23 protein-coding genes are annotated in these 21841 nt (G+C 63.5%); 3 read left to right on the plus strand and 20 right to left on the minus strand.

What is annotated here, in order from left to right; genetic code table 11:
- Nucleotides 1–132: 132 nt before the first annotated feature.
- From acpP to ACOKS3_RS20735, 6 genes are all read right to left on the minus strand, one after another.
- Entirely contained in the window at nt 133–369 is a 237-nt protein-coding gene (gene acpP, locus ACOKS3_RS20710) for an acyl carrier protein (RefSeq protein WP_060513099.1), read from the minus strand.
- A 204-nt stretch (nt 370–573) separates the two neighbouring features.
- Nucleotides 574–1314, minus strand: a complete 741-nt coding sequence (fabG, locus tag ACOKS3_RS20715; protein ID WP_103449709.1) for a 3-oxoacyl-ACP reductase FabG — start codon at nt 1312–1314, stop codon at nt 574–576.
- A gap of 15 nt (nt 1315–1329) precedes the next feature.
- Complete coding sequence (fabD, locus tag ACOKS3_RS20720) at nt 1330–2268, minus strand: ACP S-malonyltransferase (protein ID WP_103449708.1); 939 nt, start codon at nt 2266–2268, stop codon at nt 1330–1332.
- Between the two features lie 127 nt (nt 2269–2395).
- Nucleotides 2396–3406, minus strand: a complete 1011-nt coding sequence (plsX, locus tag ACOKS3_RS20725) for a phosphate acyltransferase PlsX (RefSeq protein ID WP_103449707.1) — start codon at nt 3404–3406, stop codon at nt 2396–2398.
- A gap of 3 nt (nt 3407–3409) precedes the next feature.
- On the minus strand, nt 3410–3592 hold the full coding sequence (gene rpmF / locus ACOKS3_RS20730; protein ID WP_003247154.1) for a 50S ribosomal protein L32: 183 nt from the start codon (nt 3590–3592) through the stop codon (nt 3410–3412).
- A 13-nt stretch (nt 3593–3605) separates the two neighbouring features.
- Nucleotides 3606–4133 carry a YceD family protein gene (locus tag ACOKS3_RS20735; RefSeq protein WP_027919446.1) on the minus strand — a complete coding sequence of 176 codons (528 nt, stop codon included), beginning with the start codon at nt 4131–4133 and terminating at the stop codon, nt 3606–3608.
- Nucleotides 4134–4229: 96 nt separating this feature from the next.
- Here ACOKS3_RS20735 and ACOKS3_RS20740 point away from each other — a divergent pair, with 96 nt between their 5' ends.
- Entirely contained in the window at nt 4230–4808 is a 579-nt protein-coding gene (locus ACOKS3_RS20740) for a Maf family protein (protein WP_103449706.1), read from the plus strand.
- A gap of 36 nt (nt 4809–4844) precedes the next feature.
- Here ACOKS3_RS20740 and ACOKS3_RS20745 read toward each other — a convergent pair whose 3' ends face one another.
- From ACOKS3_RS20745 to rluC, 3 genes are read right to left on the minus strand one after another with little or no spacing between them, the layout of a single operon-like run.
- Nucleotides 4845–5879 carry a S49 family peptidase gene (locus tag ACOKS3_RS20745; protein WP_103449705.1) on the minus strand — a complete coding sequence of 345 codons (1035 nt, stop codon included), beginning with the start codon at nt 5877–5879 and terminating at the stop codon, nt 4845–4847.
- A 2-nt stretch (nt 5880–5881) separates the two neighbouring features.
- Nucleotides 5882–6577, minus strand: coding sequence for an HAD family hydrolase (locus tag ACOKS3_RS20750; RefSeq protein ID WP_258035903.1), 696 nt, complete (start codon nt 6575–6577; stop codon nt 5882–5884).
- Entirely contained in the window at nt 6567–7523 is a 957-nt protein-coding gene (rluC, locus tag ACOKS3_RS20755; protein WP_103449704.1) for a 23S rRNA pseudouridine(955/2504/2580) synthase RluC, read from the minus strand. Before rluC ends, ACOKS3_RS20750 begins: the two co-directional genes overlap by 11 nt.
- 801 nt (nt 7524–8324) lie before the next feature.
- On the opposite strand from rluC, the gene rne reads away from it, so the two are divergent.
- Nucleotides 8325–11642, plus strand: coding sequence for a ribonuclease E (rne, locus tag ACOKS3_RS20760; RefSeq protein WP_422763033.1), 3318 nt, complete (start codon nt 8325–8327; stop codon nt 11640–11642).
- A 169-nt stretch (nt 11643–11811) separates the two neighbouring features.
- On the opposite strand, the gene murB is transcribed toward rne, so the two are convergent.
- The 8 genes from murB to ACOKS3_RS20800 form a co-directional block, all read right to left on the minus strand.
- Nucleotides 11812–12831, minus strand: a complete 1020-nt coding sequence (gene murB, locus ACOKS3_RS20765) for a UDP-N-acetylmuramate dehydrogenase (RefSeq protein ID WP_422763032.1) — start codon at nt 12829–12831, stop codon at nt 11812–11814.
- Entirely contained in the window at nt 12828–13292 is a 465-nt protein-coding gene (locus tag ACOKS3_RS20770; RefSeq protein ID WP_103449701.1) for a low molecular weight protein-tyrosine-phosphatase, read from the minus strand. The genes murB and ACOKS3_RS20770 overlap by 4 nt, the downstream gene beginning before the upstream one ends.
- Nucleotides 13292–14056, minus strand: coding sequence for a 3-deoxy-manno-octulosonate cytidylyltransferase (gene kdsB, locus ACOKS3_RS20775; protein ID WP_103449700.1), 765 nt, complete (start codon nt 14054–14056; stop codon nt 13292–13294). Before kdsB ends, ACOKS3_RS20770 begins: the two co-directional genes overlap by 1 nt.
- Nucleotides 14053–14238: a Trm112 family protein gene (locus ACOKS3_RS20780; RefSeq protein WP_103449699.1), complete on the minus strand. Its 186-nt coding sequence runs from the start codon at nt 14236–14238 to the stop codon at nt 14053–14055. The genes kdsB and ACOKS3_RS20780 overlap by 4 nt, the downstream gene beginning before the upstream one ends.
- 43 nt (nt 14239–14281) lie before the next feature.
- The gene (gene lpxK, locus ACOKS3_RS20785; protein WP_422763031.1) at nt 14282–15283 is read right to left on the minus strand and encodes a tetraacyldisaccharide 4'-kinase; all 1002 of its coding nucleotides are present in this window, start codon (nt 15281–15283) and stop codon (nt 14282–14284) included.
- Nucleotides 15283–15717, minus strand: coding sequence for an ExbD/TolR family protein (locus ACOKS3_RS20790; protein ID WP_085675533.1), 435 nt, complete (start codon nt 15715–15717; stop codon nt 15283–15285). Before ACOKS3_RS20790 ends, lpxK begins: the two co-directional genes overlap by 1 nt.
- On the minus strand, nt 15714–16349 hold the full coding sequence (locus ACOKS3_RS20795; RefSeq protein WP_028690976.1) for a MotA/TolQ/ExbB proton channel family protein: 636 nt from the start codon (nt 16347–16349) through the stop codon (nt 15714–15716). The genes ACOKS3_RS20790 and ACOKS3_RS20795 overlap by 4 nt, the downstream gene beginning before the upstream one ends.
- Nucleotides 16350–16421: 72 nt before the next feature.
- Entirely contained in the window at nt 16422–18641 is a 2220-nt protein-coding gene (locus ACOKS3_RS20800) for a DNA internalization-related competence protein ComEC/Rec2 (RefSeq protein ID WP_422763030.1), read from the minus strand.
- Between the two features lie 142 nt (nt 18642–18783).
- Between ACOKS3_RS20800 and ACOKS3_RS20805 the strand changes: the two genes are divergently transcribed.
- Entirely contained in the window at nt 18784–19410 is a 627-nt protein-coding gene (locus ACOKS3_RS20805) for a DUF2062 domain-containing protein (protein ID WP_422763029.1), read from the plus strand.
- On the opposite strand, the gene ACOKS3_RS20810 is transcribed toward ACOKS3_RS20805, so the two are convergent.
- From ACOKS3_RS20810 to ACOKS3_RS20820, 3 genes are all read right to left on the minus strand, one after another.
- Complete coding sequence (locus ACOKS3_RS20810; RefSeq protein WP_103449696.1) at nt 19294–20073, minus strand: ABC transporter permease; 780 nt, start codon at nt 20071–20073, stop codon at nt 19294–19296. The genes ACOKS3_RS20805 and ACOKS3_RS20810 overlap by 117 nt on opposite strands.
- Nucleotides 20070–21002 (minus strand): ABC transporter ATP-binding protein, encoded by a 933-nt coding sequence (locus ACOKS3_RS20815; RefSeq protein ID WP_103449695.1) that lies wholly within the window; start codon nt 21000–21002, stop codon nt 20070–20072. Before ACOKS3_RS20815 ends, ACOKS3_RS20810 begins: the two co-directional genes overlap by 4 nt.
- Before the next feature lie 133 nt (nt 21003–21135).
- Nucleotides 21136–21759, minus strand: coding sequence for a glutathione S-transferase (locus tag ACOKS3_RS20820; RefSeq protein WP_103449694.1), 624 nt, complete (start codon nt 21757–21759; stop codon nt 21136–21138).
- Nucleotides 21760–21841: the final 82 nt, after the last annotated feature.

Consider the following 21841-nt stretch of genomic DNA (forward strand, 5'->3'; position numbering starts at 1 on the left):
TTCAAGCAATGGAATGAAATGGCAACAAGCTCTCGGCGCAAGTGAAGCGACGCGGAAGGCTTGCAAAGAAAAAACCGCACGCCGGCAAAGGCAGTGCGGTTCTTCTCGACAAGAAGCGTCGACTACAACGTCTTAAGCCTGGTGGTTTTTGACGTAGTCGATTGCAGCTTGAACGGTAGTGATCTTCTCGGCTTCTTCGTCAGGGATTTCGGTCTCGAATTCCTCTTCCAGAGCCATCACCAGCTCAACGGTGTCAAGCGAATCGGCACCCAGGTCATCGACGAAGGACTTCTCGACAGTCACTTCCTCTTCCTTGACGCCCAGTTGCTCGGCGACGATTTTCTTGACGCGTTCTTCGATGGTGCTCATACCTAGTTTTCACTCCTAATGGACATATGTCAGGCAGCTGGCCGGTGACCAAGTTTATAGAAAGACGTTCGCTTTTCAAGCGGAACGCACCTTCCCTTGAGCCACCGCACCCGCTGCCTGGAATCTGGTTGCAGCTTTATAACGGATTTTAGGCTCGCAGTATGACTCTTTTTTGAAGCAATCCGTCACATTGCGTTGCAGTTTTTACATGTACATCCCGCCGTTGACCGGCACGGTTGCGCCGGTAACGTAGCCAGCGCCGTCCGACGCCAAGAACGAAACCACCTTGGCGATTTCGTCAGCCTGGCCCAGGCGGCCCAGCGGAATCTGGGTCTGCAGGGCTTCGCGCTGCGCTTCAGGCAGCTCGCGGGTCATGTCGGTGTCGATGAAGCCCGGGGTCACCGAGTTGACGGTGATGCCACGCGAGCCCACTTCACGCGCCAGGGCGCGGCTGAAGCCTTCGAGGCCGGCCTTGGCCGCCGCGTAGTTGGCCTGGCCGGCGTTGCCCATGGCACCGACGACCGAACCGATGCTGATGATACGACCCCAGCGCGCCTTGGTCATGCCACGCAGCACGCCCTTGGACAGACGGTAGAGGCTGTTCAGGTTGGTGTCGATCACGTCGAACCACTCGTCGTCCTTCATGCGCAGCATGAGGTTGTCGCGGGTGATACCGGCGTTGTTGACCAGAATGGCGGGGGCGCCGAACTGCTCGCCGATGGCGCCCAGTACTGCTTCCACGGACTCGGCGCTGGTGACATTCAGTTCCATGCCGGTGCCAGTGATGCCGTGCTCTTTCAAGGTGGCGGCGATGCGCTCGGCACCGGAAGCCGAAGTGGCGGTACCGATCACGGTCGCGCCCTGGCGGCCCAGCTCGAGGGCGATGGCCTGGCCAATACCACGGCTGGCGCCGGTGACCAGTGCAACTTTACCTTGCAGGCTCATGCAAGCTTCTCCAAATCAGGCCAGCGCCGCGCGGGTGGCGGCGACAGCGTCAGGGGTATTGAGGTTGTAGGTGGTCACGCCGTCGGCGCAACGCTTGTTCAGGCCAGCCAGGACCTTGCCCGGGCCGCACTCGACCAGGTTGACCGCACCGTTGGCGGCCAGGGTCTGCACGCATTCAACCCAGCGTACCGGCTGGTACAGCTGCGCCAGCAGGTCCTGCTTCAGGGCATCGAGGTCGGCGGCGACGGCGGCAGTGACGTTCTGCACCACCGGAATCTGCGGGGCCTTCCATTCGATGGCGTTGACGAATTCGGCAAAGCGCTCGGCAGCCGGCTTCATCAGGGCGCAGTGCGATGGCACGCTGACCGCCAGCGGCAGGGCGCGCTTGGCGCCCTTGGCCTTGCACAGCTCCATGGCGCGGTCGACCGCAGCCTTGTTACCGGCGATGACCACCTGGCCTGGCGAGTTGAAGTTCACGGCGCTGACCACTTCGTCTTCGGCCGCTTCGGCGCAGATTTCCACCACGACGGCGTCATCCAGGCCGAGGATCGCCGCCATGGCGCCATGACCGGCAGGCACGGCTTCCTGCATCAGCTGGCCACGGCGCTCGACCAGGCGCACGGCATCTTTCAGCGACAGTGCGCCGGCTGCAACCAGGGCGCTGTATTCACCCAGGCTGTGACCAGAAACGAAGGCCGGCTGCGCGCCGCCCTCTTCCAGCCACAGGCGCCACAGGGCGATGGAGGCGGTGAGGATCGCCGGCTGGGTCTTGTCGGTCTGGTTGAGTTGTTCTTCCGGACCTTCCTGGACCAGCTTCCACAGGTCATAGCCCAGAGCCTCGGAAGCCTCCTTGAAGGTCTCGATGATCACAGGCTTTTCAGCGCCGAGTTCGGCGAGCATGCCCAGCGACTGGGAACCTTGACCGGGGAAGACGAATGCGAGGGATGCAGACATTGAACAAGCCCTTATGATCTTGTCGTCGGATAGGGTGCACCAGGCCTTTGGCCAGGCGCGGAATCTGAAAACTTGGATGGAAACGCAGACCAAGCGGTCACATTTAAGCACTTCATCGGCGAAATGCCTAAGGCAACAAATCTTCGAGGCGGCCATGCAGCCGCTGCGGGAGGTTTTCCTGGATCTCGATCAGCGCCCGCTGGATCGCGCTCTGGAAGCCCTCTACGCCCGCCGAGCCATGACTCTTGATGACGATGCCCTGCAGGCCGAGGAAGCTCGCGCCATTGTGCCGCGCCGGTGCCAGGTCGGCCTGCAGACGCTTGAGCAGCGGCATCGCCACCGCCCCAGCGACCCGCGACAACGCACCGCCCTTGAACAGCTTTTCGATACGCTCGCCAATCATGGTCGCCAGGCCTTCGCTGGACTTGAGCAGGATGTTGCCGACAAAGCCGTCGCACACCACCACGTCCGCCTCACCGCGGTACAGGCCGTCACCTTCGACGAAGCCGACATAGTTGAGGCCGCGGGCGTTCTGCAGCAACGTGGCCGCCAGCTTGACCTGCTGGTTGCCCTTGATGTCCTCGGTACCGATGTTCAGCAGCGCCACGCGCGGCCGGTGAATGCCCAAGGCCTGGGCAGCCACGGAGCCCATGACGGCAAACTGGTAGAGGTTCTCGGCACTGCAGTCGACGTTGGCACCAAGGTCGAGCAGCTGGCAGTAACCTGCCTGGGTCGGGATTGCCGCAACCATGGCTGGCCGATCGATACCCGGCAAGGTCTTGAGCACGAAACGCGACAACGCCATCAGCGCCCCGGTATTGCCGGCACTCACGCAGGCCTGGGCCTTGCCGTCACGCACCAGTTCGAGGGCGATGCGCATCGACGAGTCTGGCTTGCCACGCAACGCCTGGGATGGCCGCTCGTCCATACCGATCACCTCACTGGCGGCGACAATTTGCAGGCGCGCGCGATCCGCAGCTGCCAGGCCGCTGACAAGATCTTCAAGGAGGGAGGGTTGACCGACGAGGGTCAGGTGCAGCGAGGGGGTAGCCGAAAGGCAGGCAATGCTAGCCTGGACAATGCTGCGGGGACCGAAGTCCCCGCCCATTGCGTCGATCGCGATGATCTGAGCGGACAAGGATTACTCGTCAGCGCCCTTGTCGACCACTTTGCGACCACGGTATACGCCTTCTGGCGAAACGTGGTGGCGCAGGTGTACTTCACCGGTGGTTTTCTCTACCGACAGCGCGTTTTCCGACAGGGCGTCGTGCGAACGGCGCATGTCACGGGCAGAGCGGGATTTTTTGTTCTGCTGAACAGCCATAATTGATTAACTCCTAAACGTTTGGGTCACGCTTTAACTGCGCCAAAACACTGAACGGGTTGGACCGCGATACCTCGTCCTTGCTCGATTCGGGCTCGTCTGCGCCCGCCGGCTGCTGGCATTCTTCCGGATGATGAGCAGGCACGATAGGCAAGGCGAGCAGCAGCTCCTCCTCGACCAAGGCCTGCAGATCCAATGGATCTTCGCCCAGTTCCAGCACGTCATAGCCTTTCGGCAACGACTGGGTATTCGCACCCTCCTTCACCACGGCGTATGTACATTCGCTGTGGATCGGCAGGGTGACCAGCTCAAGACAACGCTGGCAAACCATTTTGACTTCGACGTCCAGCTCGCTGTGGATAACCACCACGTGCTGTTCATCTCGTTCAAAATCGAACTTCGCCTGCACCGTACCGACATCGTCGGAAAGCGGGTCGCAGAGTCTTTCCAAATCAGCGAGTTGCAGCGTACCAGTGATGGATACGCCTCGGTCGGCTAATTTGCGCGGGTCAACGTGAGGTGGAATCGGGTCATTCAACATAGGCGCAGCATTCTAGGGATGCCCCCCGCCCCTGTCAAAGGAAATTCGGCGACATCTCGCATGTTAGAATCAGGTTCAACTGACCAGGAGTCTATCATGCTGCCTCTGTTGCTGGCTTCCAGCTCTTCCTATCGGCGCGAACTGCTCGCGCGCCTGCGCCTGCCCTTCACCTGGGCAAGCCCCGACCTAGACGAGCGGCGCCTGGCTGACGAGCCCGCCGTGGAGCTGGTACGGCGCCTGGCCAGGCAAAAAGCCGAAGCGCTCGCCGCCAGCCATCCAGGGCACCTGATCATAGGCTCCGACCAGGTCGCGGTGCTGGGCGAGCAGATCCTCGGCAAGCCGCACACCTTTGATCGTGCCTGCGAGCAATTGCTCGAAACCAGCGGCCAGCAGGTGACCTTCCTGACCGGACTGGCGCTGCTCAATACCGCGACAGGGCGCTGCCAGGTCGACTGCGTGCCGTTTACGGTGACGATGCGCGAACTGGATCGGGAGCGGGTGGAGCGCTATGTGGCAGCGGAGCAGCCGCTGGATTGCGCCGGGAGCTTCAAGGCGGAGGGTTTGGGAGTCAGTTTGTTTCAAAGCACACACGGGTGCGATGCGACCAGCCTGATCGGGCTGCCGCTGATTCGGCTAGTGGATATGCTGACCAGGGAAGGCGTGGTCATACCTTGAGATTTTTGGGGCGCTTTGCGCCCCGCCAATCTCCAATCAGCGCAACTGAGGCCCCTGGAACCCCATCCACATGGCCAGATGCTCGGCCACGCTGGCACCAATGCGCTTGGAGAAGCGATCAAACGGTGATTCCTGCACAGTGTAATCAACCAGGTCCTTCTCACCCACGATCTCACGCGCCACATAACTGGCACTGCCCAGCCCATCCACCAGCCCCAGCGCCTTGGCCTGCTCACCCGACCAGACCAGGCCGCTGAACAGCTCCGGATGCTCCTTGTCCTTCAGGCGGTCGCCCCGCCCCTGCTTGACCATGGCGATGAACTGCTGGTGCGTGGTATCCAGCACCCCCTGCCAGAACGCTCGCTCATCAGGCTTTTCAGGCGAGAACGGATCAAGGAATGCCTTATGCTCGCCAGCGGTGTACGTACGCCGCTCGACACCCAGCTTTTCCATTGAACCGACAAAGCCGTAGCCAGCCGCCGTCACACCAATGGAACCGACCAGGCTGGCCTTGTCGGCATAGATCTCATCCGCCGCACTGGCGATGTAGTAGGCTCCGGAAGCTCCCAGGTCCGTGATTACCGCATACAGCTTGGTATCCGGGTGCTCGCCACGCAGACGACGGATCTCGTCATACACGTAGCCCGCCTGCACCGGGCTGCCGCCCGGACTGTTGATGCGCAGGACCACCGCCTTGGTCTTGGGGTCCTTGAACGCATCGCGCAGGCTCTTGACGATATTGTCGGCGCTGGCAGCCTCCTGATCGGCAATCACTCCCCGCACCTCAACCAGGGCCGTGTGACTGCCACTGCGCGACGCAGCCTTGTCCACATCCATGAACGGCAGGAACAAGGCCAGGATGCCGAACAGGTAGACGAAGGTCAGCAGCTTGAAGAAGATCCCCCAGCGCCGGGACCGACGCTGCTCCTGAACCCCGGCCAGCAGGGTCTTTTCCAGCAACTTCCAGCTCTTCTGCTCGACACGATCCTCTTCGTTCTGCGCTTCACGCGCTTCGCGAGCGAGGCGCTCCTCTTCGGTTTCGTTAACCGGCGCTTTCCACTCGTCAGCCATGCTCACCTACCTTGGAATTGAACTTGCCTGGAACCTGCCAGCCACTCGCGCAGCTGGGAAAAATGATCGATGCACACCTGCGGCCCAAACTCGGCCAGCGCCTGCAGCGACATGGCACCATAGCCCACCGCCACCGAATGCATACCAGCATTGCTGGCCATCTGCAGGTCGAATGCCGAATCACCAACCATCAGCGCCTGGCCGGGCCCGACGCCGCAATGCCCGAGGATTTCCTCAAGCATCAGCGGGTGGGGCTTGCCACGGGTTTCGTCGGCGGCACGGGTAATGTCGAAGAACTGCTCCCAGCCATTGGCCTTGAGCACGCGATCCAGCCCGCGGCGCGCCTTGCCGGTCGCTACCGCCAGGCGATAACCTTCGGCACGAAAGGCATCCAGCGATTCGACCACACCCTCGAACAGCGGCGAAGGCTGCTGATCCAGAGCCATATAGATGTCGGCGTAATGCTGACGGAAGGTATCGACCTGCAGCGGATCAAGGTGCGGATACAGCGTCGAGATGGCCTCCCCCAGCGCCAGGCCGATGATGCCCTTGACGGCGCTCTCGGGGCTTGATGCCTCTCCGGCACGCTCGGCAGCAGCATTCATCGCCTCGACGATACGACCGATGGAATCGGCCAGGGTGCCGTCCCAGTCGAAGATCAGCAACTCGTAAGGTTTGCTCGACAGATCACGACGCACTCAAACGCTCCACGGTCTTCGCCCAGACTTCGTCCACGGGCGCTTCGAGCTTCAGCTCGCCACCATCCGGCAGCGGCACGGTCAAGGCGTAGGCATGCAGGAACAGGCGCTTGCCACCCAGCTCGCGGATCTCGCGGCTGAAGTCTTCGTCGCCATACTTGCTGTCACCGGCGATCATGTGCCCGGCATGCAGGGTATGCACGCGAATCTGGTGGGTACGACCGGTGATCGGGCGCGCCTCGACAATGGTGGCGAACTCGCCGAAGCGGCGCAGTACGCGGAACAAGGTCAGCGCCTCCTTGCCTTCGTCGTTGACTTCGACCATGCGCTCGCCAGAGCGCAGGTTGCTCTTGAGCAGTGGCGCGTTGACCTGCTTCTTCGAGGTCGGCCAGTGGCCACGTACCAGCGCCATGTAGCGCTTGTCCACGCCATCACCACGCAGGGCAGCGTGCAGGTGACGCAGCATGCTGCGCTTCTTGGCAATCATCAGCAGGCCCGAGGTGTCGCGGTCCAGGCGATGCACCAGCTCCAGCTCCTTGGCGTCCGGGCGCAGCTGGCGCAGCGCCTCGATCACGCCGAAGCTCAGGCCGCTGCCGCCGTGCACGGCGATGCCGGCCGGCTTGTTCATCACGATCAGCGCCTTGTCTTCGTAGACGATGGCAGCTTCCAGGCGCTGCAGCAGCCCCTGGGCCACTGGTGCCGGCTCGTCACGCTCAGGCAACCGGACAGGCGGCACGCGCACGATATCGCCGGCCTGGATCTTGTACTCAGGCTTGACCCGCCCCTTGTTGACCCGCACCTCACCCTTGCGCAGGATGCGGTAGACCAGGGTCTTGGGCACGCCCTTGAGCGCCGTGATAAGGAAATTGTCGATGCGTTGGCCGGCAAGTTCCGGCGCGACTTCGATCAGCTGAACGCCGGAAGTCGGAGGGGTATTGGTCGTCATGGCGGGAATAATAACAATTATTTATGGAATTGAAGCACTTAATCATCAATGCTATAGTCGCGAACGCCGCCAAAAGCGGCAGGCCAGTGAAACCAGGCCCTGGGCCGGTTCCTGACCTACGCAGTTCTCCAGGACGCGAGGCCGTCCTACGGGGTTTTCGCCAGTTTACCGAATTGCCTGGAATCGCCACCAGCGCTGTGTAGAGAAGACCGAAAAAAAACGACAAGTGTGGTTTTTCACCTGCTTCCCGATTCTTTTCGCTGCACCTCTGCCCGCCCCCGTCGCTTCCACGCAACGCCAGGCGAATACTTCGGAAATACCTGCCTTGGATATGTAATGGCGTCAGCTTCCCAATCGAAGCTGGCGAAAAATGCAACCCGTTGCGGATTCAGCGCGCGGCAGCACCCGAATTATCAGGGATACGTGCAGGGTGGAGATGCACAGCCCTCGGACCGTGTAGCACCGCGTCCGGCCACCGGCCCACTGAATGGCCGGCGAGCGGATAAGGTCCTGAACAGATGCCCTCGGGCGTCCACGGCTGACGGTTGATTCCTCCTCCTGACTGAGTGCACGAGGCCCGCTTGGTTGATTCGGATACCCATTCGAAGCCACCGGGGCCTGGTAGGCACCGCAGCAAACAGGACGCGTCGTCGCGACAACGGCAGGCTGGGCAACCGGCTGGTGCCGAACGTTGCTCGACACGGGGGTGGCCCGGCCACCCTTTGCGCACCTTGGCACCGACCATGAGAAGTCGTGTGTGCCGAACGCCGTTTCCGGCAGCCCGGAAACCGACGGTACAACATGAAAAGAATGCTGATTAACGCAACTCAACCCGAAGAGTTGCGTGTAGCCCTGGTGGACGGCCAACGTCTCTACGACCTGGACATCGAGTCCGGCGCGCGCGAGCAGAAAAAGGCCAACATCTACAAAGGCAAGATCACCCGGATCGAGCCCAGCCTCGAAGCCGCCTTCGTCGACTTCGGTTCCGAACGTCACGGCTTCCTGCCGCTGAAGGAAATCTCCCGCGAATACTTCAAGAAGTCCCCTGAAGGCCGGGTCAACATCAAGGACGTCCTGAGCGAAGGCCAGGAAGTCATCGTCCAGGTCGAGAAGGAAGAGCGCGGCAACAAAGGCGCCGCCCTGACCACCTTCATCAGCCTGGCTGGCCGCTACCTGGTGCTGATGCCCAACAACCCACGTGCCGGTGGCATTTCCCGCCGCATCGAAGGCGAAGAGCGCAACGAACTGCGTGAAGCCCTTAACGGCCTGACCGTGCCGGGCGACATGGGCCTGATCGTGCGCACTGCCGGCCTTGGCCGCAGCAGCGAAGAAATGCAGTGGGACCTCGACTACCTGCTGCAGCTGTGGACCGCCATCAAGGAAGCGTCCCAGGACCGCGCCGCACCATTCCTGATCTACCAGGAAAGCAACGTCATCATCCGCGCCATCCGCGACTACCTGCGCCAGGACATCGGTGAAGTGCTGATCGACAGCATCGATGCCCAGGAAGAAGCCCTGACCTTCATCCGCCAGGTGATGCCGCAGTACGCCAGCAAGGTCAAGCTCTACGAAGACAGCGTACCGCTGTTCAACCGCTTCCAGATCGAAAGCCAGATCGAGACTGCCTTCCAGCGCGTCGTCGACCTGCCGTCCGGTGGCTCGATCGTGATCGACCCGACCGAAGCCCTGGTGTCCATCGACATCAACTCGGCGCGCGCCACCAAGGGCAGCGACATCGAGGAAACCGCCCTGCAGACCAACCTGGAAGCGGCCGAGGAAATCGCCCGCCAGCTGCGCCTGCGTGACATCGGCGGCCTGATCGTCATCGACTTCATCGACATGACCCCGGCAAAAAACCAGCGCGCTGTAGAAGAGCGCGTGCGTGAATGCCTGGAAGCCGACCGCGCTCGCGTCCAGGTCGGCCGCATTTCGCGCTTCGGCCTGCTGGAGATGTCTCGTCAGCGCCTGCGCCCATCGCTCGGCGAAAGCAGCGGCATCGTCTGCCCACGCTGCTCCGGCACCGGCATCATCCGTGACGTCGAATCGCTGTCGCTGGCCATCCTGCGCCTGATCGAAGAAGAAGCCCTGAAGGACCGCACCGCCGAAGTACGCGCCCAGGTGCCGATCCCGGTGGCCGCGTTCCTGCTCAACGAGAAGCGCAACTCGATCACCAAGATCGAACTGCGTACTCGCGCACGCATCATCATCCTGCCGAACGACCACCTGGAAACCCCGCACTTCGAAGTCCAGCGCCTGCGCGACGACAACCCAGAAGTGCTGAACAACCAGTCCAGCTACGAAATCGCCGCCTCCGAAGCCGAAGAAGCGCCGCAACCGACCGCCACCCGCACCCTGGTTCGCCAGGAAGCTGCGGTGAAGACCGCCCCGGCCCGCACCAACGCCCCGGCACCGAGCGCCGCCGAAGAGCAGCCTCAGCCTGCTGCACCGGTAGCCCCTGCGCCGAGCGCACCTGAGCCAAGCCTGTTCAAGGGCCTGGTGAAGTCGTTGGTCAGCCTGTTCGCCGGCAAGGAAGAACCTGCCGCCGCACCGGTCGTTGCTGCCGCCGAGAAGCCCGCTGCCGAGCGCAGCCAGCGCAACGAAGAGCGCCGCAACGGCCGCCAGCAGAGCCGCAACCGCAACGGCCGTCGCGATGAAGAGCGCAAGCCGCGCGAAGAGCGTGCCGAGCGCGCACCGCGTGAAGAACGCGCACCGCGTGAAGAACGCGCACCGCGTGAAGAACGCGCACCGCGTGAAGAACGCGCACCGCGTGAGGAACGTGCCCCACGTGAAGAACGTGCACCTCGCGAAGAGCGTGCTCCACGTGAAGAGCGTGCACCACGTCAACCACGCGAAGATCGCCGTGGCAACCGCGGTGAAGAACGCGTACGTGAGCTGCGCGAGCCGCTGGACGCTACACCGGCAGAACGCGAAGAGCGTCAGCCGCGTGAAGAACGTGTAGCCCGTGAAGAGCGTGCTACACGTGACGAACGCGCCCCACGTGAAGAGCGTGCTCCACGCGAAGAGCGCGCACCTCGCGAAGAACGTGCCCCACGCGAAGAGCGCGCATCTCGCGAAGAACGTGCTCCACGCGAAGAGCGCGCCCCGCGTGAGGAGCGTGCACCTCGCGAAGAACGCCAGCCTCGCCCACCGCGCGAAGAGCGCCAGCCACGCCCGGCCGAACAAGCCGCCGAGCAGGCTGCCGAGCTCGCCGAGGAGCAACTGCCGAACGAAGAGCTGCTGCAGGACGAGCAGGAAGGCACCGATGACGAGCGTCCGCGTCGTCGCTCCCGTGGCCAGCGCCGCCGCAGCAACCGTCGTGAGCGCCAGCGCAATGCCAATGGCGAGCTGATCGAAGGCAGCGACGAGGAAGGCAGCGACGAGCAGCCGCAACAGCACCAGGCCACCGAGCTTGGCGCCGAACTGGCTGCCGGCCTGGCCGTCACCGCAGCTGTCGCCAGCAGCCACATCAGCGCCAGCGCCGAAGCTGAAGCCAACCAGCAGGCCGAACGCGCCAGCACCGAAGCCGTAGCGACCGAAAACAGCGAAGTCGCCCAGCCGACCGAGCAGGTGGAAGTGGCCGCTCAAGCCGAGGAAGCTGTCATCGCCCCGGTGGTCGAACAGCCCGTCAGCGAGCCGGTCGCCGTGGTCGAAGCCAGCGCTGAGCCAGTGGTCGAAGTCGCACCGCAGCCAGTGGTTGAAGAAGCCCCTGCCGCCGAGCCGCAAGTGGTTGCTGAAGCGCCGGTCGAGGCCCCTGCGGTCGAAGCCAAGGTGATCGAAGCACCAGTGGTCGAGGGCGGTGAAGCTGAGAAGGCTCAGGTTGTAGTTGATGAAGCAGCGGTTGCCAAGCAGCCCGTTGCGGTCGTCGAAGCCCAGCCGGAAGTGATTGCAGAGCCCGCGCCTGCCGTCGTTGAAGCCGCCCCGGTAGCCATCGAGCCGGCCCCTGTCGAAGAAGTACAGGCAGTCGCCGAAGCCGCCACCGTGATGCTGCCAAACGGCCGCGCGCCGAACGACCCACGCGAAGTGCGTCGCCGCAAGCGTGAAGCCGAGGCCGCTGCCAAGGCTGCGCAGGAAGCCGCCGAGCCAGTACTGGAAGCCGCCGATGAGCACAAGCCTCATTGATAGCCGACGCTGAATGAAAAAGCCCCGCCAGTGCGAACTGGCGGGGCTTTTTCTTGGCTATCTGTTTCAGCAGGACCGGCCTCTTCGCGGGGCAAGCCCGCTCCTACAGGTATCGCATTTCTTGTAGGAGCGGGCTTGTCCCGCGAAAGGGCCCGCCCAGGCACTGCAATCAGTAAAGGTTGGGCTCCATTTCCAACTCCACCCCGAACCGCTCCAGGATATTCGCCTGGATTCGCTGTGCCAGCGCATGCACCTGCGCCCCGCTCGCCAGGCCATAATTGACCAGTACCAGCGACTGCAGCCGATGCACACCGGCATCGCCTTCACGGTAGCCTTTCCAGCCCGCCTGCTCGATCAACCAGCCCGCAGCCAGCTTCACCTGGCCGTCAGCCTGGGGATAAGCGACCACTCCCGGATACTGGGCACGGATGCGCTCCACCTGCTCAGCCGACACCACCGGGTTCTTGAAGAAGCTACCGGCATTGCCCAGCTCGGCTGGATCCGGCAGTTTCTCGCGACGAATGCTGCAAATGGCGTCACTGATCGCCTGTGCGGTCGGTTGCTCGACCCCCTGCTCCAGCAGACGCTGGCGTACTGGCCCGTAATCCAGATGGGCATGCAACGAACGGCTCAAGGCAAAACGCACACGCAGGATCAACCAGCGCCCGGGGTTGCGCTTGAACACGCTGTCGCGGTAACCGAAGGCGCATGCCTCCAGGTCAAAATCACGCAGCTCGCCAGTCTCCCGGTCCAGCGCGGTCAACCCGGCGAATACATCCTTGATCTCGACACCGTAGGCGCCGACGTTCTGCATCGGCGCAGCACCCACGGTGCCTGGGATCAGGCTGAGGTTCTCCAGGCCACAATAGCCTTGCGCCAACGACCATTGCACGAACGGGTGCCAGGGCTCGCCGGCTTCTGCCTCGACCACCACCTGCTCGCCATCATCACTCAGCACGCGTCGACCACAGCTGGCCATGTGCAGCACCACAGCATCGATGTCGCGGGTCAGCAGCAGGTTGCTGCCACCACCGATCACCTGCACCACCAACCCATGCTGACGCGCCTGGGCCAACGTCTCGCGCACGTCGTCATCACCGTGCGCCTGGGTGAAATAGCGGGCTTTCACATCGATGCCGAAGGTGTTGTAGGGTTTGAGCGAAACCTGCTCCTGCCAAACCGCTGTCATAGCCGCCCCTTGATTTCCACGACCAGCTCGCGGCATGCAGCCTCGATCAGGTCGAGCACCTGCTCGAAGCCCTCGGTACCGCCATAGTAAGGGTCCGGCACCTCGTCCAGAGCCGCACCGTAACGGCGCAGGAACAAGTCGAGTTCGCCAGCGGCGTTGTGCGGGCGCATGGCGCGCAGGTGGCCAAGGTTGCTCTCATCCATGGCCAGGATCAGGTCGTACTCAGCGAAATGCGCCGGTTTGACCTGCTGGGCACGTTGCTGCGACAAGTCATATCCACGCGCCAGCGCGGCCTTGCAGGTGCGGCTGTCAGGGGCCTTGCCGACATGCCAGTCGCCAGTACCGGCAGACGCCACATGCACCTGCTCAGCCAGCCCGGCCACCTGCAACTGATGGCGCAGCACGCCTTCGGCGGTGGGCGAGCGGCAGATGTTGCCAAGGCAGACGAACAGGACGCGCATCAGGCCTCCAGCAAGCGCCGTACGCGCTCCAGGTCTTCAGGGGTATCGACACCCACGGCTGGCGCCTCGATGGCGTCCTCGACGTGAATACGCACGCCATGCCACAGCGCACGCAGCTGCTCCAGGGCCTCGGTCTGTTCGAGCCAGCATGGGCCCCAGCTGACGAAGTCCTGCAGGAAACCGACGCGGTACGCGTACATACCGATGTGGCGACGATAAGGTACGCCCTGCGGGAGCTGATCGCGGTCCTTGGCAAAGGCATCGCGGGCCCACGGCAGCGGCGCGCGGCTGAACGTCAGGGCCAGGCCGTTCTTGTCGCTGACCACCTTGACGGCATTGGGATTGAACACGGTTTCCGGTTCATGGATCGGCTCGGCCAGGGTAGCGATGCCGGCTTCCGGGTGGGCAGCCAGGTTGGCGGCCACCTGGTCGATGATCACCGGCGGGATCAGCGGCTCGTCACCCTGCACGTTGACCACGATGGCATCGGCCGGCAGGCCGAGGTGCACGGCCACTTCGGCCAGGCGATCGGTACCCGATTCATGGTCGGCGCGGGTCATCAGCACTTCGGCGCCGAAGGCCTGGCAGGCTTCGAGGATGCTGGCGTCATCGGTGGCGATGACCACTCGGCTGGCACCACTCTTGCGCGCCTGCTCCCAGACATGCTGGACCATCGGCTTGCCGGCGATCGCCAGCAATGGCTTGCCCGGCAGGCGCGTGGAGCGCAGCCGGGCAGGAATGACCACGGTGAAATTCACGCTCATTTGCCCAGACGCTCATCGTCGGTCAGGGTACGCGCCTCGCTTTCCAGCATCACCGGGATGCCGTCGCGGATCGGGTAGGCCAGGCCAGCGCCCTTGCTGATAAGCTCGGTCTTGTCGGCACTGAGCTTGAGCGGGCCCTTGGTGATCGGGCAGGCCAGGATATCGAGCAGTTTGGTGTCCATGGAAGCGTCCTTGAGGCCGGATGGCCGGAAATTGAAGAAGGGCTCAGGGCTTGCGCAGCAAGCGCTGCAGCTGCCTGTCGAACCAGGCGCCGAAGGCTGGCGTGGGCTGTGCCTCGACAGCCAGGTACCACCAGTCATCGGCAGCGAAGGCTCGGCATTTCACCGCATCCTTTTCGGTCATGACCAGCGGCAGCGCCGGGCTGAATGCCAGGCTTTCGGCGCTGAACTGCGCATGGTCGGCAAAGGGATGCGGCACCGGCTGCCAGTTTAGCCCCAGCAGGGTGTTGAAGAAACGTTGCGGGTTACCGATACCGGCGACCGCGTGCAGGTGTTGGCCTGCAGGAAAAAGATCGAGCTCGCGGCGCTCGCCGCTGCGCAGGTTGACCAGGGCGGACGGTTGCAGGCGGAAACCGAAACCCTCGGCGCAGTCTTCAGTGGCGCCGTTGAACAGCACGGCATCTGCTTCCTGAAGGCGTTCGACAGGCTCGCGCAGCGGCCCGGCCGGCAGACAACGGCCATTGCCCAGGCCACGGGCGGCATCGATCAGCACCAATTCAAGGTCACGGGCCAGGCGGTAGTGCTGCATGCCGTCGTCGCACAGGATCAGGTCGAGCGGTTCACTGGCCAGCAGCGCCCGCACCGCAGCGGAACGGTCAGGGTCGATCATCAGCGGCACGCCAGTGCGCTGGACGATCAGCAAGGGTTCGTCACCGGCCTGTTCGGCTGGTTGGCTGGCGGCCACCCGCCACGGGTAGTGTGGCGGCTTGGCACCGTAGCCACGGCTGACCACTCCGACCTTGAGGCCCTGGCGGCGGCAATGTTCGATCAGCCAGAGAATCATCGGCGTCTTGCCGGTGCCGCCCACCGTGATGTTACCCACCACGATCACCGGTACCGGCGCCCGGTAGCTAGCACTTTCACCCCTGAGAAAACGCGCACGCTTGCGCGTCACCACACGCCGGTACAACGCCTCGAGCGGGCGCAGCAGCGCCAGGGCCGGATGCCCGGCGTACCAGGCAGCGAGCAAGCGGTCGGCGAGCGCCATCAAGGTGTCCCCTGAGCGGCCTCGACGGTGGTCATGCGCAGGTGGCTGAAACCGAGCTTGCCGGCAGCATCCATTGCAGTGATCACGGCCTGGTGCGGAGTCTTGCCGTCGGCGCTGATGGCCAGCGGCAGCTTGTTGTCACCACCCGACTCGCGCTCGATGGCCTCGGTCAAGGTCGCCAGGTCACTCTTGGGCAGCAGGTGGTTGTTCACCGAATACACGCCATCGGCGCTGATAGTCACTTCCACCAGCTTGCCCTGATCGGCCGGTGCCTGCTCGGCGCTGGCCGCTTCGGGCAGCTCGACGCGCAATTGCGTCTCGCGGGTGAAGGTGGTGGTGACCACGAAGAACAGCAGCAGGACGAACACCACGTCGATCAACGACGCCAGGTTGATGTCGACGTTCTCCCGCTGGCGATTGCGCCGGAACTTCACGCCTTGCCTCCGGCCACTTCCACTTCGCGGTCGCCCTGCAGCACTTCCACCAACTTGATTGCCTCCTGCTCCATGCCCACCACCAGCTCATCGATGCGGCGCAGCAGGAAGCGGTGGAAGAACACCGCCGGGATACCTACCATCAGGCCCGCGGCAGTGGTGACCAGGGCCTTGGAGATACCGCCAGCCAGCACGGCGGCGTTAGCGGTCATCTGCGAGCCCATGAAGGCGCTGAAGATGTCGATCATGCCCAGCACTGTGCCCAGCAGGCCGAGCAGCGGCGCCATGGCGGCGATGGTGCCAAGGGTGCTGATGTAGCGCTCAAGTTCGTGGATGACGCGCGAGGCGGCTTCCTCGATGCACTCTTTCATGATCTCGCGGCCATGGCGCGAGTTGGCCAGGCCCGCCGCGAGGATTTCGCCCAGCGGCGAGTCGGCGCGCAGGGCCTTGAGCTTGTCACTGGTGAGTTGCTTGTCCTTGATCCACATCCACACCTGGCCCAGCAGGTGTGGCGGGGTAACGCGGCTGGCGCGCAGGGTCCACAGGCGCTCGACGACGATAGCCATGGCGGCGATGGAACTCAGAATGATCGGCAGCATCATCCAACCACCGGACTTGACCAATTCCCACACAGTAAACGCCCCCCTGGAAAAAGGCCGCCACTCTAACACAGGAGCGCAAGGGGCTCATCTGCCGGAGGTCAGTCAAATGGCAGGACCGGCCTCCCGCCAGAATCGCCGCTGCCGACGCACACCCTCGACTTCGCCATGGCTCCCCAACACCAACCGCAAGGCCCCCTCCCCAGCCGTATCGTGAACGACCAGTCCATGCCGCCGATAACGCTCGACCACCTGTGCATGCGGATGCCCGAAACTGTTGTTGCGTCCCCGCGAAATCAGCACGCCACGTGCAGCCGTGGCGCGGATGAAGGCCTCGGTGGAAGACGTACGGCTGCCATGGTGCGGGGCCTGCAGCCAGTCGACACGTGGGGCAGCGGTGTCCGCCAGCCAGGCCCGCTCGGCGCCAGCCTCTATATCCCCCGCCAGCAACATCCGCTCGCCCTGCGCCTCGACCATCAGCACACAGGAGCGGTCGTTGCCACTTTGCCCATCCGCCCAGTGCCATAACGAAAAATGCGCGCCGTCCCATGTCCATTGCTCACCACTGCTACAAGGCTGCAGTTGAACGCCATCCAGCGCTTCACCGCCAATCATCCGACCGATCGGCAAGCCTCGCTGGATGGCCGCAGCGCCGCCCGCATGGTCGGCATGAGCGTGGCTGATCAGCATCAGATCCAGGCGATCCACCCCCAGCTTGTGCAGGGTCGGCAGCACCACCCGCTCGCCCAGGTCGGTTTCGCCCCTCGCCGGCCCGGCGTCGTAGAGCAGAGTGTGATGCTGTGTGCGCAACAGCATCGCCAAGCCCTGACCGACGTCCAGCTGCCAGATCTCGACCTGCCCAGGCGGCACGGGCGCCCTCGGCACCCACAAGGCCAGCAGCATGACCGCGCCCAGCCCACGCAGCGGCATACCGCGAGGCAACAGCAACAGCAGCGCCCCGCAGCACACCAGCAACCAGGCGAACACCGGCAGTGCCGGCGGTATCCATACTGGCCGCCAGTCCGCCAGCAAGCCAAGTAGACGGAACAGGATATCCAGCAGGCCACCCGCGACCCACAGCAGGCCCTCGCCTATACCCGCCAGCGGCAGTAACAGCGTACCGAGCAATGCCAGTGGCAGCACCGCCAGGCTGACCCAGGGCACTGCCAACAGGTTCGCTGCAGGCGAACTCAGGCTGACCGGCAATCCCGTAGCCAGCAGCACCGGCAACAAACCGACGGCGATCACCCATTGGGCCCGCGTCCACGCCTGCCAGGGTCGCCAGGCGCCAAGCCGTGCCGCAAAGCTGTAGATGAGGATCGCCACCGCCGCGAACGAGAGCCAGAACCCAGGGAGCAACACCGCCAGGGGTTCGGCCAGCAACACCAGGTTCAAAGCCAGCAACAACGGCAACACCGCCCCCAACTGGCGAAAACGCAGACGCCACAGCAGAACCACCGCCAGCATCAGGCAAGCGCGTTGCACCGGCACCCCCGCACCGGCCAACCAGCCGTAGCCCAGAGCCGCCGCCAGCGCAAGGCCGCAGGCCCACGGCAACCACGGCCAACCCTGTGGCCAAAGCCCCCAGCGTGCCAGGCCCGCGACCAGGGCATACAGCAAGCCCGCGAGCAGACCGATGTGTTGCCCGGAAATCACCAGCAAGTGCACCGTGCCGGTTGCCTGCAACGTCTGCCACTGCTCACGGGCCAGGCCCGCCCCGTCGCCGAGCACCAAAGCCACCAATGCCGCTTCCTGCCCCTGCGCATCGACCTTGAGCAGGCGCTCGCGCAACGCATCCCGCCACCCTGGGGCCGCGGCGTGCATCAACTGGCCCGCCTTTACCGTGCCAGTGGCGCCGATGCGTCGGGCCAGCAGCTGCGCCTCGCGATCCGGGCCATGGGGGTTGAGCAAACCGGCCGGGCGCTGCACGGTGACCGCCATGCGCCAATGCTCGCCAGCACGCATGACCGGGCCATCGAACCAGCTCAGCTGCAGGCGCCGGGGCAGCTCGGCGCGGCGCGATTGCGGTTGCTCCAGCTCGAAACGCATGCCCTGTGCGGTCCGCGTTGGCAGCCCGACCACCCTCCCTTCCAACCATAAAGTGCGGCCATCCAGACCGCGGGCCAGGCGGTCATCCAGCGCCTGCTGGGCCGACCAGCAGGCCCAGCACAGCCCCAGCAGAAAACAGCCCAGCGGCAACAGCCGAGTGCACACGCAGACGCCACCAGCCAGTGACAACAACAGCAGCCACCCGACCGACGGCAAAGCGGGGAGAAAGCCCAGGCACAACAGCCCGAGCGCGAGCGCAAACATCCCTGTGCGCATGAGATAGGGCTCCAGTAACGGAATCGCTTACTGAGGCATAGACGAAAAGCCGGCGTTGTCTGCTCAACAATTGTCACAAACTCTAAACGAGGATGAACGCGAATCGAGGCATACTGCCCCGATCAACGCTCCGGGAGCCTACATGCCGCGCCGACTTTTCAAACGCTACATGCCGGACCCGACCAGCATTCGGGAACACAAGTCGTTACGCTTTTTCGGCAAGCTGCTGCATGACCCGAACCTCTGGCACCTCAACCGCCATTCGGTGGCGCGGGCAATGGGGGTGGGCCTGTTCGCGGCGCTGATCCCCATTCCCATGCAGATGCTGCTGGCCGCGGCACTGGCAATTCCGGTACGCGGCAACCTGCCGATCGCCGTCAGCCTGGTCTGGCTGACCAATCCGCTGACCATGCCACCGGTGTTCTTCATCACCTACATGACCGGCGCCTGGCTCATGCAGGTTCCACCGCGCAGCTTGCCGGACGAACTGACCTTCGAATGGATCACCGACCAGCTGGCCAGCCTGTGGCAGCCGTTCCTGCTGGGTTCGGTGGTGTGCGGGGTGGTGCTCGGCGTGGTCGCCTACTTCACCACCCTGCTGTACTGGCGCTGGTGGATTGGCCGGCAGTGGCGCCGGCGCAAGCAGCGGCTGTCAGGCGCGCATGCCGCGGCCGCTGACCAGCAGGCGAACGCACAGCACGTAGAGCACCGCAGTAGCCACCAGCATGAAGGTGATCGCCGTGCCAATACTGATGTCCGACACCCCTAGGATGCCGTAGCGGAACGAGTTGACCATGTGCAGCACCGGGTTGGCCAGCGACACGGTCTGCCAGAACGGCGGCAGCAGGTTGATCGAATAGAACACCCCGCCCAGGTAGGTCAGCGGCGTCAGCACGAAGGTCGGGATGATCGAGATATCGTCGAAGTTGCGCGCGAACACCGCGTTGACGAAGCCCAGCAGCGAGAAGATGGTGGCAGTCAGCAGCACCACGACCACGGTCACGCCCAGGTGATGGACCTGCAGGTTGGTGAAGAACATCGACAGGATGGTCACGATCACCCCCACCGCCAAGCCGCGCAGCACGCCACCCAGCACGTACCCCACGAGAATGGTGTGTGGTGACACCGGTGACACCATCAGCTCTTCGATCGAGCGCTGGAACTTGCTGCCGAAGAAACTCGAAACCACGTTGCCGTACGAGTTGGTGATTACCGACATCATGATCAGCCCCGGCACGATGTACTGCATGTAGGTGAAGCCGCCCATGTCGCCGATCTGCCGGCCGATCAGGTTACCGAAGATGACGAAGTACAGGACCATGGTGATCGCTGGCGGCAGCAGGGTTTGCGGCCAGATGCGCAAAAAGCGCCGCACTTCGCGGTAGACGATGGTGTTCAGGGCGACCCAATTGGTGCGCAGTTCCACACTCATATGGCCACCTTCGACAGGTTTTTTTCCACCAGGGACACGAACAGCTCCTCGAGTCGGTTGGTCTTGTTGCGCAGGCTCTGCACTTCGATGTTCTGCAGCGCCAGCTGGCCGAACAGCGCGGTGATGCCAATGTCTTTTTCCACCTGCACTTCCAGGGTGTGCGGAGTCAGCAGTCGACACGGGTAGCCCTGCAGCACCGGCGCCGTGGCCAGGTCCTGCTTGATGTCGAGGACGAAGGTTTCAACATGCAGCTTGCCCAGCAACTGGCGCATGCTGGTGTTCTCGACAATGGTGCCGTGGTCGATGATGCCGATGTTACGGCACAGCTGTTCCGCCTCTTCCAGGTAGTGGGTGGTGAGAATGATGGTGATGCCCTTCTGATTGAGCTCGGTGAGGAAGCTCCACATCGAACGGCGCAGTTCAATGTCCACGCCAGCAGTGGGCTCGTCGAGGATCAGCAGGCGCGGCTCGTGAATCAACGCGCGGGCAATCATCAGACGGCGCTTCATGCCACCGGACAGCGAACGCGAAGGCACGTCGCGCTTGTCCCACAGGCCCAGCTGGGTCAGGTACTGCTCGGCGCGCTCCTTGGCCACCTTGGCCGGAATACCGTAGTAGCCCGCCTGGGTGACGACAATGTCGAAGCACTTCTCGAACTGGTTGAAGTTGAACTCTTGCGGCACCACGCCCAGGCAGCGTTTGAGCGCCGAAGGCTCGCGGTCCAGGTCGTGGCCGAACACGTTGACCGTGCCGCTGGTCTTGTTCACCAGGGTGGAGAGGATGCCGATGGTGGTGGACTTGCCGGCACCATTGGGGCCAAGCAAGGCGAAGAAGTCGCCTTCGGCGACGTCCAGGTCTATGCCCTTGAGGGCCTGGAAGCCGTTGCCGTAGGTCTTGGTCAGCTGTCGAATGGACAGGGCGGAACTCATAGCGGGTCACTTACCGAAGAAAAAGGTGCAGGACACGCCAGGGCAGATCACTGGCGCAGTGAGTGCGACCATGGTGCAAGGCCAGGCCGCACAAGTACAGTCACATGTATTGATAATGACTATCGAAGCAAGGTCAGGTCAGCGCGGTCATCACGGCGGCCTGATAAGCCGGGCGAGCCTTGAGGCGCTCATACCAGGCTTCCAGGTGACGCATGGCCGGGCGTTCGATAGGCATTTCGAACCAGGCGTAGACGAAACTACCCAGTGGGATGTCGCCCATACCGATCTGGTCACCGGACAGGTACGGTTGTTTGGCCAGGGTTTCATCGGCGATGGCCAGCAACTGGGCACATTGCTTGTGTGCGGCATTGATTGCCACCCAGTCGCGCTGGTCTTCCGGGGTGCGCAGCAGGCCCCAGAACAGCGGGCGGAACGGGCCGGCGAAGGACGAAGTGGTCCAGTCCATCCACTTGTCGGCCAGGGCGCGCTGGCGGGGGTTTTCCAGGTACCAGCCCTGCTCTGCGCCGTATTCGGCGCACAGGTAACGGACGATGGTATTGGACTCCCACAAGGTCAGGTCGCCGTCTTCCAGCATCGGTACCAGGCCATTGGGGTTACGGGCGCGATAGTGCGGCTCGTTGACCACGCCGAAGGCACCGCCAGCATCGATCGACTCGAAGTCCAGGCCCAGTTCGTGGGCGATCCACAGCGCCTTGCGCACATTGCTCGAGTTCTTGCGGCCCCAGATCTTCAGCATGGCAACGTCCTTATGAATGCGGAGGGCTGACAGTCTACTCCAGAGTTTTGTCGCCTGTACCGGCCTCTTCGCGGGCAAGCCC

The sequence above is a fragment of the Pseudomonas sp. HS6-2 genome, assembly GCF_049325675.2.
Taxonomy (GTDB): domain Bacteria; phylum Pseudomonadota; class Gammaproteobacteria; order Pseudomonadales; family Pseudomonadaceae; genus Aquipseudomonas; species Aquipseudomonas putida_N.

Bases quoted from the DNA above. Each gene is read 5' to 3' on its own strand.
- acpP (WP_060513099.1), bottom strand. From the start codon at position 369: ATGAGCACCATCGAAGAACGCGTCAAGAAAATCGTCGCCGAGCAACTG.
- fabG (WP_103449709.1), bottom strand. From the start codon at position 1,314: ATGAGCCTGCAAGGTAAAGTTGCACTGGTCACCGGCGCCAGCCGTGGT.
- fabD (WP_103449708.1), bottom strand. From the start codon at position 2,268: ATGTCTGCATCCCTCGCATTCGTCTTCCCCGGTCAAGGTTCCCAGTCG.
- rpmF (WP_003247154.1), bottom strand. From the start codon at position 3,592: ATGGCTGTTCAGCAGAACAAAAAATCCCGCTCTGCCCGTGACATGCGC.
- ACOKS3_RS20735 (WP_027919446.1), bottom strand. From the start codon at position 4,133: ATGTTGAATGACCCGATTCCACCTCACGTTGACCCGCGCAAATTAGCC.
- ACOKS3_RS20740 (WP_103449706.1), top strand. From the start codon at position 4,230: ATGCTGCCTCTGTTGCTGGCTTCCAGCTCTTCCTATCGGCGCGAACTG.
- ACOKS3_RS20745 (WP_103449705.1), bottom strand. From the start codon at position 5,879: ATGGCTGACGAGTGGAAAGCGCCGGTTAACGAAACCGAAGAGGAGCGC.
- rluC (WP_103449704.1), bottom strand. From the start codon at position 7,523: ATGACGACCAATACCCCTCCGACTTCCGGCGTTCAGCTGATCGAAGTC.
- rne (WP_422763033.1), top strand. From the start codon at position 8,325: ATGAAAAGAATGCTGATTAACGCAACTCAACCCGAAGAGTTGCGTGTA.
- murB (WP_422763032.1), bottom strand. From the start codon at position 12,831: ATGACAGCGGTTTGGCAGGAGCAGGTTTCGCTCAAACCCTACAACACC.
- ACOKS3_RS20770 (WP_103449701.1), bottom strand. From the start codon at position 13,292: ATGCGCGTCCTGTTCGTCTGCCTTGGCAACATCTGCCGCTCGCCCACC.
- kdsB (WP_103449700.1), bottom strand. From the start codon at position 14,056: ATGAGCGTGAATTTCACCGTGGTCATTCCTGCCCGGCTGCGCTCCACG.
- ACOKS3_RS20780 (WP_103449699.1), bottom strand. From the start codon at position 14,238: ATGGACACCAAACTGCTCGATATCCTGGCCTGCCCGATCACCAAGGGC.
- lpxK (WP_422763031.1), bottom strand. From the start codon at position 15,283: ATGGCGCTCGCCGACCGCTTGCTCGCTGCCTGGTACGCCGGGCATCCG.
- ACOKS3_RS20800 (WP_422763030.1), bottom strand. From the start codon at position 18,641: ATGCGCACAGGGATGTTTGCGCTCGCGCTCGGGCTGTTGTGCCTGGGC.
- ACOKS3_RS20805 (WP_422763029.1), top strand. From the start codon at position 18,784: ATGCCGCGCCGACTTTTCAAACGCTACATGCCGGACCCGACCAGCATT.
- ACOKS3_RS20810 (WP_103449696.1), bottom strand. From the start codon at position 20,073: ATGAGTGTGGAACTGCGCACCAATTGGGTCGCCCTGAACACCATCGTC.
- ACOKS3_RS20815 (WP_103449695.1), bottom strand. From the start codon at position 21,002: ATGAGTTCCGCCCTGTCCATTCGACAGCTGACCAAGACCTACGGCAAC.
- ACOKS3_RS20820 (WP_103449694.1), bottom strand. From the start codon at position 21,759: ATGCTGAAGATCTGGGGCCGCAAGAACTCGAGCAATGTGCGCAAGGCG.